General features: G+C 63.8%; 12 protein-coding genes. 5 read left to right on the top strand and 7 right to left on the bottom strand.

The annotated features are described in order from the left end of the window. Nucleotides 1-1,278: a TRAP transporter large permease gene (locus CU110_RS04465; protein ID WP_084208083.1), complete on the top strand. Its 1,278-nt coding sequence runs from the start codon at nt 1-3 to the stop codon at nt 1,276-1,278. 80 nt (nt 1,279-1,358) lie between these two features. Then, the gene (locus CU110_RS04460; protein WP_084208082.1) at nt 1,359-2,117 is read left to right on the top strand and encodes an IclR family transcriptional regulator; all 759 of its coding nucleotides are present in this window, start codon (nt 1,359-1,361) and stop codon (nt 2,115-2,117) included. 113 nt (nt 2,118-2,230) lie between these two features. On the opposite strand, the gene CU110_RS04455 is transcribed toward CU110_RS04460, so the two are convergent. The 4 genes from CU110_RS04455 to CU110_RS04440 all read right to left on the bottom strand — a co-directional run bounded on the left by CU110_RS04455 (nt 2,231) and on the right by CU110_RS04440 (nt 5,674). Then, nucleotides 2,231-2,707 (bottom strand): universal stress protein, encoded by a 477-nt coding sequence (locus tag CU110_RS04455; RefSeq protein WP_077374887.1) that lies wholly within the window; start codon nt 2,705-2,707, stop codon nt 2,231-2,233. 48 nt (nt 2,708-2,755) lie between these two features. Continuing rightward, entirely contained in the window at nt 2,756-4,099 is a 1,344-nt protein-coding gene (locus tag CU110_RS04450; RefSeq protein WP_205632734.1) for a TRAP transporter large permease, read from the bottom strand. Further along, nucleotides 4,096-4,662, bottom strand: coding sequence for a TRAP transporter small permease (locus CU110_RS04445; RefSeq protein WP_077374890.1), 567 nt, complete (start codon nt 4,660-4,662; stop codon nt 4,096-4,098). The genes CU110_RS04450 and CU110_RS04445 overlap by 4 nt, the downstream gene beginning before the upstream one ends. Nucleotides 4,663-4,747: 85 nt before the next feature. Continuing rightward, a complete protein-coding gene (locus CU110_RS04440) occupies nt 4,748-5,674 on the bottom strand; it encodes a TRAP transporter substrate-binding protein (RefSeq protein ID WP_077375640.1) in 927 nt (308 codons plus the stop codon). Between the two features lie 177 nt (nt 5,675-5,851). Here CU110_RS04440 and CU110_RS04435 point away from each other — a divergent pair, with 177 nt between their 5' ends. After that, nucleotides 5,852-7,417: a PLP-dependent aminotransferase family protein gene (locus tag CU110_RS04435; protein WP_127734682.1), complete on the top strand. Its 1,566-nt coding sequence runs from the start codon at nt 5,852-5,854 to the stop codon at nt 7,415-7,417. On the opposite strand, the gene CU110_RS04430 is transcribed toward CU110_RS04435, so the two are convergent. The 3 genes from CU110_RS04430 to thiO all read right to left on the bottom strand — a co-directional run bounded on the left by CU110_RS04430 (nt 7,323) and on the right by thiO (nt 10,656). Then, nucleotides 7,323-8,786 (bottom strand): FAD-binding oxidoreductase, encoded by a 1,464-nt coding sequence (locus CU110_RS04430; protein WP_084208080.1) that lies wholly within the window; start codon nt 8,784-8,786, stop codon nt 7,323-7,325. The two genes, CU110_RS04435 and CU110_RS04430, sit on opposite strands and share 95 nt — an antisense overlap. Nucleotides 8,787-8,904: 118 nt before the next feature. Beyond that, nucleotides 8,905-9,291, bottom strand: coding sequence for a nuclear transport factor 2 family protein (locus CU110_RS04425; protein WP_077374898.1), 387 nt, complete (start codon nt 9,289-9,291; stop codon nt 8,905-8,907). Nucleotides 9,292-9,510: 219 nt separating this feature from the next. Next, nucleotides 9,511-10,656, bottom strand: coding sequence for a glycine oxidase ThiO (gene thiO / locus CU110_RS04420; protein WP_127734680.1), 1,146 nt, complete (start codon nt 10,654-10,656; stop codon nt 9,511-9,513). 194 nt (nt 10,657-10,850) lie between these two features. Between thiO and CU110_RS04415 the strand changes: the two genes are divergently transcribed. Both CU110_RS04415 and CU110_RS04410 read left to right on the top strand, forming a co-directional pair. Then, nucleotides 10,851-11,936: an AAA family ATPase gene (locus tag CU110_RS04415; RefSeq protein ID WP_240499673.1), complete on the top strand. Its 1,086-nt coding sequence runs from the start codon at nt 10,851-10,853 to the stop codon at nt 11,934-11,936. Then, a complete protein-coding gene (locus CU110_RS04410) occupies nt 11,933-13,681 on the top strand; it encodes a hypothetical protein (protein ID WP_084208078.1) in 1,749 nt (582 codons plus the stop codon). The genes CU110_RS04415 and CU110_RS04410 overlap by 4 nt, the downstream gene beginning before the upstream one ends.

Raw genomic sequence — 13,681 nt, 5'->3', positions numbered from 1 at the left:
ATGACTGACAGCATCTGGATCTCCCTGATCACGGCGGGCGTGACGGCCTTCTTCCTGCTGGGGGTGCCCATCTTCCTCGTCATCGGCCTGTGGGTGGTCGGCACCAGCTTGGTGATCGACTTCACGCTGGCCAATGTCGGGGTCACTCTCTTCCAGGGCCTGAGCTTCTTCGGCCTGCTGGCGCTGCCGCTGTTCATCCTCACGGGGGACCTGATCAACGCGGCGGGCATCGCCAAGCGACTCTCCGACTTCGCCTACTCGACCCTGAGCTGGATGCGCGGCGGCATGGGCATGTCGACCCTCGGCGCCTGTGGCCTGTTCGCGGCGATTTCCGGCTCCAACGCCGGCACCACCGCCACCATCGGCTCGATCATGCAGCCCGAGATGGTCAAGAACGGCTATGACGAACGCTTCGCGGCCGCCACGGCCGCCTCCGGCGGCACCGTGGGCATCATCATTCCGCCCAGCATCATCTTCATCGTCTACGGCTTCATGATGAATCTGTCGATCAGCGACCTGTTCATCGCCGGCATGGTGCCGGGCGCCCTGATGGTCATCGCGATGATGGTCGCCTGCTATCTGGTGGCCCGCCGAAATGGCTGGGGCCAGCTGCAACCCTTCAAGGCGGGTGTCAGCGCGAGGCTGGCACGCAAGGCCTATCTGGGCTTCGCGACCATCGGCGTGGTGGTCTACGGCATCTACTCGGGCAAGTTCTCGCCGACGGAAGCCGCCGCCATCACCGTAGGCTTCACCATGATCGCGGGACTGCTGATCACACGGGAAATCAGCCTGAAGAAGCTGCCGACCATCATGCTGCGCTCAGGCCAGATCGCCGGCATGCTGGCACCGCTGATCGCCATCTCGGTGGTCATGCAGCAGCTGCTGTCGGTACTGGGGGCCGGTCAGGCGCTCAGCGAGATGCTCAGCGGTATCGACAACTACTATCTGACGCTTGGCACCTGCATGCTGATCATCCTGCTGGCCGGCATGATTCTGGAAAGCCTGCCGGTGACCATCATCCTGGCGCCGATTCTCGCCCCCATCGCCCAGCAGGCCGGCGTGGACCCGATCCACTTCTCGGTCATCTTCCTGGTCGGTGCGGCCATCGGCTTCGTCACGCCCCCCTTCGGGCTCAATCTGTATGTCGCCAGCAGCATCACCGGCATCTCCTACGTCAGACTGGTGAAGTACGTGATTCCCTACTTCATCGCCCTGATGGCCTGCTGGCTGGCCATCTGTCTGATTCCGTCTCTTTCCCTGTTCCTGGTAAACCTGTAACACTAGCCTCATCGACAGCCCCGCCAGGGGCTGTCTTCGTCTCATGCGACATGCACCGACAGGCAGGATGAGGACACTAGATGAGCAAGGACACTCCCACGAATTCGACGCTCTTTCGCGCGCTGGGCCTGCTGGAAGAGGTCGTCACCGCTCAGCACCCCATCAGCGCCGCGGATCTCGAGAAGCGCTTCGAGATACCCAAGCCCACCGTGCACCGTCTGCTCAAGCAGCTGGAAGAACAGCAGCTGATCAGCCGGGATCTGGATGGCCGTCACCTGTTGCCCGGCCAGCGTTTCCGGCGCATGTCGCTGGGTGCACTGGCCAATGAGGGCCTCAAGGCGCCACGCCGCGTGCTGCTGGAGAAACTGGCCGGGAAGGTCGGCGAGACCTGCAACCTGACCCTGCTGGATGGCCACGAGGTGATGTACTACGACCGCGTGGAAACCAACTGGCCGGTGCGTATCCAGCTGGCCCCGGGATCGCACCTGCCCTTGCACTGCACCGCGAGCGGCAAGCTGTTTCTGGCACTGATGCCGCTGCACCGTCGCCGCGCGCTGCTGCAGAGTCTCGCGCTCGAGGCCCATACGCCCTGCACGCTGACCTCCCGGGCCACGCTGGAAGAGGCGCTCGACACCGTGGTGCGCAATCAGCTGAGCACCGACGACGAGGAATTCATCCAGGGCATGGTGGCGATTGCCGTGCCGGTCTTCGATGAGGTCGGCCAGATCCAGGCCACCCTGGCGATCCATGCGCCGCGCCTGCGCCACTCCATCGAGTCCTTGCTGGAGTGGGCACCGCTGATGCGCCAGATCGCCACTGAACTGGAAGGCACGCTCTAGCCCGCGACCCAAACAGCTCGCCCCCGCAGACAGTCACTGTCCTGTGGGGGCGAGCTGTTTCATATGCCGTCTTGCTGCCTCCGCCTGTTTCCAAGGCGTCTCTCCCCCTGGGCTCAGGGCGTCGGTACCACCACCACCGGAATGCTGGCGCGCTTGATCACCCCCTTGGTGACCTTGCCCGCATAGGAGGCCACGAAGCCGCGCTTGTTGGTGGCCATGATGATCATGTCGCAGTCATGGCGCGTGGCGTAGCGGATGATCTCCGAGGCCGGATAGCCCTCCACCACATTCAACCCGGCGATCATCGGACGTGGATCGCCGTCGTCATGGGTGCTCCAGAAGTCCTCCATCATCTTTTCCAGGTTCTCCCTCGCCTGATCGAGCCGTTGCTGCATCAGGCCCTCCAGCGTCGGCTTGTGACGGATGTTGACCTTGAGGGTGTTCATCACGTCATCCGACAGCGCCTTCACCGCATGCAGCACATGCAGCTCGGCGCCCGTCGCGCCCGCCAACCATACCGAGCGCGCCAGTACCCGCTCACAGTCTCCGCGCAGGCCCACACAACACAGGATTCGTCTGACTGCCGGCATATCCACTCTCCTTGCAGTTGATGAGAGGCATCAGGTGCCGCTGGCCTTTCAGTAACCCATCACCCTGGGTAGCCACAGCGAGATCTCAGGCACATAGGCGATCAGGAAGATGGCCGCCACCGACCCTGCCGCGAACGGCAATGCCTTGAGCGAAATCTCCTCGATGGAGGCCCCGCCTATCCCCGAGGCCACGAAGAGGTTCTCCCCCAGCGGTGGCGTCTGGAAGCCGATGGCCAGCGCACAGACCACCACGATGCCCACGTGCACCGGGTCCATCCCCAGCATGTACATGATCGGCAGCAGCACCGGGGTGAGAATCATGATCGCGGCCAGCGTCTCCATGAACATGCCGACGAACAGCAGGAAGACGATGATCATCGCCCAGATGAGATAGAGGTTGTCGGTCATCGCCAGCATGCCCTCGGCGATATGGGCCGGCACGCGTTGCTCGACCAGCAGCCGCCCGAACACCGTCGCCGTGAACAGGATCAGCAGCACGCGACCGGTGATCCAGGTGGTGGTTTCCAGAGTGCGCAGCGTCGGCTTCCACTTGAGTTCCTTGTGCAGGAAGATGCCGACGATCAGGGTGTAGACGATGGCGACGATGGCGGATTCGGTCGGCGTGAACAGGCCGCTGTAGATGCCGCCGAGGATGATGAAGGGCGCCAGCATCGACCAGATCCCCTTCCTCAAGGTGGCGCGGATATGTGTCCACGACCAGCTGTTGGTCAGCCCGCGATAGCCGCGTTTCTTCGAGATCACGTAGTTGATCATCAGCAGGAAGCCGGCGATCACCACGCCGGGCATGACACCCGCGATGAACAGCTTCGGGATGGAGAGTGTCTGGAAATCGCCATGCAGCGCCACCGCTTCGGGAGGTGGCTGCAGCCCCATGCCGGAAATCCCGAAGATCACCATCGGGATCGAGGGCGGAATCACCACGCCAAGTCCACCCGAAGACGCCGTGACCGCCGAGGCATATCCCCGGTCATAGCCGCGCTTGGCCATCGCCGGAATCATCAGCATGCCGACCGCCGCCGTGGTGGCAGGTCCGGAGCCGGAAATCGCGCCGAAGAACATGCAGGCAAACACCGTGGCAGCGGCAAGTCCCCCGGTCACCGGGCCGGCAAAGGCCTCGGCGATATCGACAAGACGCCGCGAGATGCCGGCGGCCTCCATCAGCGCCCCGGCCAGAATGAAGGCCGGCAATGCCATCAGCGGGAAGGCGCCCACCGAGGTAAAGGCGATCTGCACGAACGCCATCGGGTTCTCGCCGATGCTCAGGTAGGTCGCCAGTGCCGCGACCCCCAGCGAGACGGTGATCGGTGCGCCAAGCACCAGCAGCAGGAAGAAGACGCCAAACAGGATATAGATGATGGTGGAATCGATCATGGTGTCCCGCTCCCGCGCTTGTCGTCATCATTGACGGATGGTCCTGTCTGCTTCAGCTCCTGCATTGCCTGGGAATCCGGGTCCACGATGTCTTCCTTGCGCACGAACTTGAGATAGTTGGTCTGGAGAATGCGCACCGTCATGGCGGTAAAGGCCAGCGGCAGAATCAGATAGAAGTACTTCATCGGCACGCCCATCGTCTGCGACTTCCAGAACAGGTTCATCTTGTTGAACACGAAGTCGTAGCTGTAATAGATGAACACCGCATTGAAGGCGATCCAGATGATATCGGTGAGCACGCCACAGGCGGTTTCCACCCAGCGCGGCAGAAAACGGAACTGGAAGGTCACGCGGTTGTGCGCCGACATGCGGGTGGCATAGACCGCCCCGAGATAGGCAAACCACACGAAGGCATAGGTCGCCAGCTCGTCTCCCCAGGGAATCGAGTAGCTGAAAAGGTTACGCAGCATGATCTGCGCAAAGAGAATGATGACGAACACCACCAGCAGGAACTGGCAGAGATAATTCTCGAGATTGTCCAGACACTTCAGAAATATCCGCATGCAGATACGTCTCCTGACATCGATGGCGTTCGCCATCCCCTGCCTGGCGCCCTTCGCTTGAAAGCCTCAGCAGCTCAGCGCGTCATCAGGGAGCGGTGGACGGATCACGCCCGAGTGTCTCGAGCACTTCCACCAGCTTGTCGCGCCCACCGATGCTGTCGTAGAAGTCCGGCCAGATGCTGGATGCCTTGGCGATCCATTCCTTTTCGTCATTGGCGGGCTGGGTGATGGTCATGCCGTGCTCTTCCACCAGTGATTTCTTGATGGAATCCTCGGTGGCCAGCAGGTAGTCGTAGCTGTGGGACGTCGCCTCTTCACCCGCCGCCAGCACCAGCGTCTGCTGCTCTTCACTCAAGCTCTGGAAGGTGCCTTCGCCCATGATCAGCGGTTCCATCGAGAACACGTAACAGCTGTCGGTGACATGGTTCTGCACTTCGTAGAACTTCATGGCATCGATGGTGATGTAGGGATTGTCCTGGCCATCGACGACACCCTGTTGCAGGGCGGTGAAGGTCTCGGACCACGCCAGCGGGTTGGGATTGACGCCCCAGGACTGGTAGGAGGAGATCATGATCTCGTTCTTGGGCACGCGGATGACCATGCCGGCCAGGTCCTCGGGTGAGGCGACGGCCTGCTTGGAATTGGTCAGACGACGGCAGCCGGAATAGGCCCAGCCCAGAATGCGGATACCGGAATCGCGCAGGGTATTGTCACGCAGCTCATCGCCGATCTTGCCGTGGGTCAGCGCCTTGGCATCGTCAGGGCCGTGGATGACATACGGCAGGGTCAGCACGCCGACGGTCGGCGAGAAGGGCGTCAGGTTGTTGATCGCCACCACTGACAGATCCACCAGGCCCATGCTGGCGTTGTTGACGGTGTCCTGCTCGCTGCCCAGCTGGCCGTTGGGGAAGAGGTCAACCTTGATGTCACCGCCGGACTTCTCTTCCACCAGGCTTGCGAAGGTCTTGCCCAGCTCGTACTGGGTGCCACCGGCGGCGTCCCCCAGGGCCATCTTCCAGGTCGCGGCATTGGCCCCCTGATTGGGTCTGTGTCGAGTCGATCATCTTGTCTGTCCCGTCGTTATTGTTGTTGCGGGCTCCTGACGGCTGCGTGTGACCGCGAGCGTGGCACTGCACCGGCACTCGTCAATGACGCCCTCTCTGCCCCGCGACAACAACAGAGAAGATGCATGAGCCACCCGCTGTTTCACCTCGATGCCTCGCGCAAGGAAAGTCTGCAGTTCCAGATACGCGAGCAGATCTCGCAAGCCATTCTCGAGGGCCATCTGCCCCGCGATGAGGCACTGCCCTCCAGCCGCAAGCTGGCCCGCGAGCTGAATGTCGCGCGCAATACCGTGATGCTGGCCTATGACCAGCTGCTGGATGACGGCTTCCTGATCGCGCGCCAGCGCAGCGGCTATTTCATCAACCCCGACATTCTCAAGGGCCGCGCCGACACGCCGGTACGCCTCAATGACATCGACGCCGACAGCCTCGACTGGGATGAGCGCCTGGCCATCAAGCCCTCCGTGCAACGTGCCATCGAGAAACCCGGCGACTGGCACCAGTACGACTACCCCTTCCTGTATGGCCAGCTGGACCCGGAATTCTTCCCCACCCAGCACTGGCGGGAATGCAGCCGGGACTCGATGAGCGTGCCGTCGATTCGCAGCTGGTCGGTGGACCACATCAATCATGATGACCCGTTGCTGGTCGAGCAGATTCACCAGCGGCTGTTGCCACGCCGGGGGGTCTGGGCAAGCCCGGAGGAGATCCTGATCACGGTGGGGGCGCAGCAGGCGCTGTGGATCAGCTGCATGCTGCTGCTCAAGCAGGGCCAGCGGTTCGCGATGGAAAACCCGGGCTACGTCGACATGTACAACATCGCGCGTACCTTCACGGACGACATCCAGCTGCTGCCCATCGACGGCAAGGGCCTGCAGCCGGTGGAATCGCTCAAGGACTGCCGGCTGGTGTTCGTCTCGCCCAGTCACCAGTCGCCCACCGGCGTGACCTTGCCGCTGGAGCGCCGCCGCCAGCTGCTGGACATGGCCGAGACGGGCAATTTCCTGATCATCGAGGACGACTACGAGAGCGAGAGCAACTACGCCGACAACCCGACGCCCGCACTGAAGAGCCTCGACCGCCACAAGCGGGTCATCTATGTCGGCAGCCTCTCCAAGACCCTCGCCCCCGGCCTGCGTCTGGGCTACATGGTCGCGCACCCCACGCTGATTCGTGAGGCGCGTGCACTGCGCCGCCTGATGCTGCGACATCCGCCGACCAACAATCAGCGCGCGGTGGGCCTCTTCATCGCGCGGGGCTATCACGACAGCCTGCTCAACCAGATGCATCAGGTGATGCAGCGCCGCTTCCTGGTGATGCGCGACGCCATCCTGCGTCACCTGCCGATGATGAGCACGCCCTCCACCTATGGCGGTTCCTGCTTCTGGATGCACGGGCCGGCCAGCCTGGATGCCCATCGACTGGCCGCCCTCGCCCGCCAGCAGAGCATTCTGATCGAGGTGGGCGATCTGCACTTCTTCTGCGATCGCGATCGTCATCGCCACTACTTCCGCCTCGGCTTCTCGGCGATTCCGGAATCGCGTATCGAAGCCGGCATCATGAAACTGGCCGAGCTGGTGCCACTGGCGATGCAGGCTACTGCGCCTCGTCCTTCATCGCATACCAGCGATACAGGCAACGCTGGCCAGTACGGCGGAATGGCGCGAACAGCGGCGACTCCACCTTGTTGAGCACATTGGGATACGGCAGGCGAGACTGGAAGATCGGCAGCACCAGATCCGCCGCGTCCCTGGCGATCCACTGGGCGAGACGCTTGCCCGCCTGGGCGGAATACATCACGCCGTTGCCGCCATAGCCCATGGCGTAATAGACGCTCTGCTTCGGGTCCGGCTGATGGATACGCGGCATCATGTCGTGACTGACATCCACCCAGCCCCACCAGGAGTAATCGACCTCGATGCCGGTCAGCGCCGGGAACTTGCGATGCATGTCGGCGATCAGCAGCTGCTCGTATTGCGCCTTGGGTGCATCGCGGCCTGATACGGCACTGCGACTGCCGATCTGCAGGCGGTTGTCCGGCAGCAGGCGGTAGTAATGGCGCAGCACGCGAGTGTCGGTCAGCACCTGGTGGGTATGAAAGCGTGTCGCCTCGATTTCCTGCGCCGTCAGCGGGCGCGTCACCAGCGAGTTGGAGAGCACCGGCATCAGGCGCTTGTCGAGCTCCGGATGCAGCTTGCCGGAGGTGTAACCGCCGGTGGCCATGCCCACCGAACGCGCCTTGACCACGCCACCCGGCGTTCTCAGATAGTGCACGCCATCGCGGGTCTCCCAGCTCTCCACCGGGCTTGCCGGGTGTACCTTCACCCCCAGACGTCGCGCCTTGCGCAGATAGCCGAAGGCCAACTTGCCCGGGTGCACGCCGATGCCTTCCGGCTCGTGCATCGCGCCGCAGGCCTCTTCATCCCCGACCCACTCGTTGCGCACCGTGGCGCCATCGATGATGCGGGCATCGTAGTGGAAGGTCTCGCGCAACAGGCGCGCCTCCTTCTCCAGCCCCGGCATCATGCGCTCGCGGTGGGCGATGTACAGGTGACCGCCCGGCTGCGGATCGCAGTCGATGTCCTTGATCAGTTCCTTGAAATTCTCCATGCCCTCGACGCACTCGCGATGCAGGCCATGGGCGGCCTCGAGACCATAACGCTCGATCCACTGCGAACGCTTGAGGCGACCGGTGGCGCACTGCGCCTGGCCGCCATTGCGGGTCGAGCAGCCCCAGCTGACCCGATTGGCCTCCAGCACGGTGGCCTTGATGCCGTATTTCTCGGCCAGCACGATGGCGGCGGTGAGTCCGGTGAAGCCGGAGCCGACGATCACCACATCCGCGTCGATATCGCCCATCACCGGGCCATCATCCTGCGGCGGCTCACCGGCGGTGGCGACCCAGTAGGTCGGCGCGTAGTCGCGCCCTTCGCCGGGGGTGGCGCTCACCAGCGGGTCATAGGCCGGGTCATACGGCTGAGAAGCCTGAGTGGCCGGGCGCTGCTCTGACTCGCTGCCCACCTCATCTGGCCGGGCGCCGTGCTGCACGATAGTTTCCATCTCGAACACCTCCTCTCACCCGCAGGGCGCGCACGCCATAACCTGACGCCATGACGTGCTGCCCCCGGGGCAAAGACAGCTTCAGAAACCGCTTCCCTGATCGATGCGCCGCTGGCGCTCAGACATTGACGGGCGGACGATTCTTGCGGAAGGCGTTCTTGATCGCGATCTTGCCGTCACGCAGCGTGAAGGCATCGATCATGCGCGCTTCGCTACGCGCGCCATCGGCGGTGGTGCCGGTGTAGGTGCTGATGACGAAGCCACGCTCGCCATCGGCGAAGATTTCCGCGTCGATCCACTGGGCATCCGGCGCGTTCTGCCAGGCGGCGGAGAGGCCCGCGCGCACTGCGTCCTGACCGGCGAAGGTCTTGCCTTCGAGTTCCGGCCCGGCGATGGCGAGGAATTCGCAGTCATCGGTCATCATCGACAGGCAATCGTCGATGTCGTGACGGTTGAGGGCATCGCAGAAGGCACTCAGCAGTTCGATGGTGGCTTGGTGGGTCATGGGTCGGGCTCCGCAGTCTTGTTGTTGGGCTTGTGGTTCGAGCGTGTCGTTTGAGCAAGGGCAGCAGCGATCGCTGCGCCATGCCCCGAGACTACGCCCCTGCCATCACTGCCCTTTAGCACCAGTTGGCGGCCAGCGATTGGGCCAGTTGACGCCATTGCGGCGTGTTTGGTGCCAACTGGACCCATCGTCCCCGCAAGCCCGCGCGAGACAGCGGGGTCAACTCGCCAGAGCGGTGGCGATCTCGACTCCCGGTGGCGTGAAGGCATGAGCCGACATGAAGCTCTCACGGCCCAGCAGGAGGTCACTGAGCAGACGCGTGGCAGCCGGCGCCAGCACCAGGCCGTTACGGTAGTGGCCCGCATTCACGTAGAGGCCGTGAAGCCCCGGCACCGCGCCTATGAAGGGCGTGCCATCCGGCGTGCCCGGACGCAGGCCGGCCCAGTGATGCTCCGGTTCAAGCTCACCCAGCGCAGGCAGAATGCTCGCGGCGCTGGCATGCAGTGATTCGCGCGCCTGCGCGGTGGTGCTCTTGTCGAAGTCCTGATGCTCCAGCGTCGAGCCGATCAGAATCCGCCCATCGGCGCGCGGAATCACGTAGCGGCCATCGCACAGCACCACCCGCGACAATAGTGGCTCGTCCACACTGCAAAGCCCCGCCGCCACCGGATTGAACACCATCATCTGGCCCTTCACCGGGCGCACCGGCAGCAGTACACCGGCCGCGGCCAATAGCCTGCCGCTCCAGGCGCCGCCACACACCACGACGCTGTCTGCGCTGACGGTCTCATCAACCAGCCGTGCCCCCGTGACGTGGTGATCCGCGCCGATCATCAGCTCCTGCACCTCGCAGCCTTCGCGCACCTCGACACGCACATGCGCCAACAGACGCGCACGCAGCGCCTGTCCGAGACGCGGATTGCGGATGCTGCCCAGCGTCGGCATCCACAGCGCCTGCTGATGGCCCGCCGCCAGATACGGCTCACGCGCGTAGAGCGCCTCCCGCCCGATCACCTCCAACGGCTTGTGCTGAGTGTGCGCCCAGTCCAGCGCCAGCGCCTCGTCCTCCACCCGCAGGTAGATCAAGCCCTTCTGGCGGTATTCGGGGTCGATGCCGGTGGCCTCCTTGAGGCGCCTCGGCAAGCCTGGGGTATTCGCCTTCTGACCAGCGTGACAGGCGACGAGATCGGCACTCGAGTAGCGCCACGGATACAGCGGCGAGACGATGCCGCCCCCGGCCCACGACGCCTCGCGTCCGCATTGGCCGCGCTCCAGCAGCGTGACCGTCTGGCACGGCCATCGGCCAGCTGCCAGCGCCATCATCATGCCCATCACGCCGCCACCAATGATCAGGGTATCGCTCATCTGCCTTGCTCCTGCGGGGGAATGAATAATCACAAATCTCATATTTCGATACGATTTGCATTATTTTTAGAAACAAAGCTATATTCAAGCCATTGCCGCTGCCCGGTTTCCTGCGTCTCCGCGACAGGTCTGCCGACCTCCCCGATACAGGTCTGCCTGGCAGCCACCGACAAGAATGACGAGGGAGACACCCCGTGAGCGACGCCACCACGATGCATCATGCCAGCGCCGACCCGCGCAATGACCAGGCCAATGCCGAGCAGCCACTGCCCGCCGGTCAGTTGCAGCCCACTGAGCTGCGCGGCGTGCGCGAGCTGTTCGGCATCGACAGTGATCTCAAGGTGCCGGTCTTTCTGGAGCGCGACGCCCACGTGCCGGAAATTGATGACGCCTATCGCTTCAATCCCGATGTCACGCTGGCCATCCTCGCCGGCTTCACCAACAACCGTCGCGTGATGGTTCAGGGCCTGCATGGCACCGGCAAATCGACCCATATCGAGCAGATCGCCGCGCGCCTCAACTGGCCGTGCCTGCGCGTCAATCTCGATGGCCATGTCAGCCGGCTGGATCTGGTCGGCAAGGACGCCATCGTGATTCGCGACGGCGTGCAGGTCACCGAATTCCAGGAAGGCATCGTGCCGTGGTCACTCACTCGCCCCATCGCGCTGATCTTCGATGAGTACGATGCCGGCCGCCCGGACGTGATGTTCGTCATCCAGCGCATTCTGGAGCGCGACGGCCACTTCACCCTGCTGGACCAGAACCGCGTGATTCGCCCGCACCCGCAGTTCCGGCTGTTCGCCACCGCCAATACCGTGGGGCTGGGCAATCAGGATGGGCTCTATCACGGCACCCAGCTGCTCAACCATGCGCAGATCGACCGCTGGAACATCGTCGCCAAGCTGGATTACCTGCCGCGTGATGAGGAAGTGAAGATCGTGCTGGCCCGCGTGCCCGCCAAGGACAACGAGCGTGGCCAGGCGCTGATTCGCGCGATGGTCGCGGTGGCGGACCTCACCCGCAAGGGCTTCGCCAATGGTGATCTGTCGAGCCTGATGTCGCCGCGTACCGTGATCACCTGGGCGGAGAACTGCGAGATCTTCCGCAACCCGGCGCTGGCCTTCCGCCTCTCCTACCTCAACAAGTGCGATGAGCATGAGCGCCCGCTGGTCGCCGAGTTCTATCAGCGCTGCTTCGCCAGGGAGCTTGAGGAATCCGCGGCGCTGATGGAGAGCGATCTGATGAGTGAACAGGACATCGACAAGGGAGCCCGGGCATGAGTGCGGCCCAGCAGGTACGCCGTCGTCAGCAGTATCTCGAGGAGCTTGCGGCGGCGAGTCTCGGGGCACTCAGCGGTCAGGCCGGCTGGGCCTATCGAGGGCGGCGCCTGAGTCGGCATGCGCAGGCGCTGCCACTGCGCACGCCGCATCTGCGCCTTGAGGAGGATGACTGCACGCTCGACAACTATCGCGCGGTCAGCGATGCCATCGCGCTGCGCCTGCTCCACACCGACGAGGCGCTGCATCTGGCGGCGCGCCCGGCGCTGCCGGAAACCCGTCTGATCTATGACCTGCTTGAGCAGCTGCGCGTCGAGGCGCTGGTCGATCCTGACATGCCCGGCGTGAAGGAAAATCTGGCGCGGCGCTTCACCGACTGGTGCCTGGCCTTCTATCACGCGGGCCTGACCGAGACGAGCAGCGGCATCCTGATCTACAGCGTCATCCAGTCGTGCTGGTCGCGCCTGATGGCCTGCGCGGTGATCCACGAGACGGAGGATTACATCGAGACGACGCGCGCCTCCTTCTATCAGGCGCTGGGCGCTGACATGGCGGGGCTGAGACGCACGCGTTTCGATCAGGCGGCCTATCAGCAGCATGCGCTGAGCATCAGCCTGTGGCTGGAGCAGGAGCTGGCCGAATCGCTGGAGGAGCAGGACGGCGAGGAAGATGACGACTCCGAGGCCAGACAACGCTTCGCGCTGTTTCTGGAAAACGAGGATGATGAAGCGAGTCTGCTCGAGGAGCAGGCGGCATCGCCGCTGCCGAGTCACCGGCGTGGCGCGCCGGAGGAATTGCTGCCCTATCAGGTGTTCACCACGGCCTATGACCGCGAGCTGGAACCGGCCAGGCGCATGCGCGCGGCCCTGCTCGATGAGTATCGTCAGGCGCTGGATACGCGTCTGGCGGAGCAGAAGATCAACGTGCGGCGCCTGGCACGTCAGCTGGCGCGGCATTTCAGCTCGCCACAGCGTGAGGGATGGCACTTCGGGGAGGAGGAAGGAATCATCGATGGGCGGCGGCTGAGTCAGGTGATTTCCTCGCCGGCCGAGCGGCGGGTCTTCCAGCGCGAGCGTTGGGTGCCCGAAGCCAGTGCCCAGGTCAGTTTCCTGATCGACTGCTCCGGTTCGATGAAGGTGCATGGCGAGGCGGTGGCGATGCTGATCGAGATACTCACCCGCGCGCTGGACATGGCCGGTGTGCCCACCGAGGTGCTCGGCTTCACCACTGGCGCCTGGAATGGTGGCCGCGCCCTCAAGGACTGGCGACGCGCCGGCAAGCCCGCGCGTCCGGGCCGCCTGAATGAAGTGCAGTATCTGATCTTCAAGCCCGCCTCACTGGCGTGGCGACGTGCGCGCCGCCACTTCGGCGCCCTGCTCAAGGCCGATCTCTACCGCGAAGGCGTGGATGGCGAAGCCGTGCAATGGGCCTGCTCACGTCTCGCAGACAACGCCCCTGCCGACGAAGGCGCGCGCCGTCTGCTGGTCGTCATCTCCGATGGCAGCCCCTGTGACAGCGCCACCAACACCGCCAATGACGAGCAATACCTCGACAGCCACCTCAAGCAGGTTGTCGCGCAACAGACCCGCTCCGGCCGACAGGCCATCCTCGGCCTCGGGGTCGGGCTGGACCTCAGCGCCTACTACCCCAATCAGCTGATCATCGATCTTGAGCGCACCCTCGACAACGCCCTCGCCGATGAAATCGTGTATCACATGGCGCTGGCGTGTCGGCATCAAGGGATGTAG

Origin of the sequence: Cobetia sp. ICG0124, from assembly GCF_004006355.1 — a bacterium.
GTDB classification, from domain to species: domain Bacteria; phylum Pseudomonadota; class Gammaproteobacteria; order Pseudomonadales; family Halomonadaceae; genus Cobetia; species Cobetia marina.
Note: the sequence above shows the minus strand (reverse complement) of the source record. Positions and strands in the feature narration are given on the sequence as shown.

Bases quoted from the DNA above. Each gene is read 5' to 3' on its own strand.
- CU110_RS04440 (WP_077375640.1), bottom strand. From the start codon at position 5,674: ATGGCCCTGGGGGACGCCGCCGGTGGCACCCAGTACGAGCTGGGCAAG.
- CU110_RS04460 (WP_084208082.1), top strand. From the start codon at position 1,359: ATGAGCAAGGACACTCCCACGAATTCGACGCTCTTTCGCGCGCTGGGC.
- CU110_RS04435 (WP_127734682.1), top strand. From the start codon at position 5,852: ATGAGCCACCCGCTGTTTCACCTCGATGCCTCGCGCAAGGAAAGTCTG.
- CU110_RS04445 (WP_077374890.1), bottom strand. From the start codon at position 4,662: ATGCGGATATTTCTGAAGTGTCTGGACAATCTCGAGAATTATCTCTGC.
- CU110_RS04430 (WP_084208080.1), bottom strand. From the start codon at position 8,786: ATGGAAACTATCGTGCAGCACGGCGCCCGGCCAGATGAGGTGGGCAGC.
- thiO (WP_127734680.1), bottom strand. From the start codon at position 10,656: ATGAGCGATACCCTGATCATTGGTGGCGGCGTGATGGGCATGATGATG.
- CU110_RS04410 (WP_084208078.1), top strand. From the start codon at position 11,933: ATGAGTGCGGCCCAGCAGGTACGCCGTCGTCAGCAGTATCTCGAGGAG.
- CU110_RS04450 (WP_205632734.1), bottom strand. From the start codon at position 4,099: ATGATCGATTCCACCATCATCTATATCCTGTTTGGCGTCTTCTTCCTG.
- CU110_RS04465 (WP_084208083.1), top strand. From the start codon at position 1: ATGACTGACAGCATCTGGATCTCCCTGATCACGGCGGGCGTGACGGCC.
- CU110_RS04425 (WP_077374898.1), bottom strand. From the start codon at position 9,291: ATGACCCACCAAGCCACCATCGAACTGCTGAGTGCCTTCTGCGATGCC.
- CU110_RS04455 (WP_077374887.1), bottom strand. From the start codon at position 2,707: ATGCCGGCAGTCAGACGAATCCTGTGTTGTGTGGGCCTGCGCGGAGAC.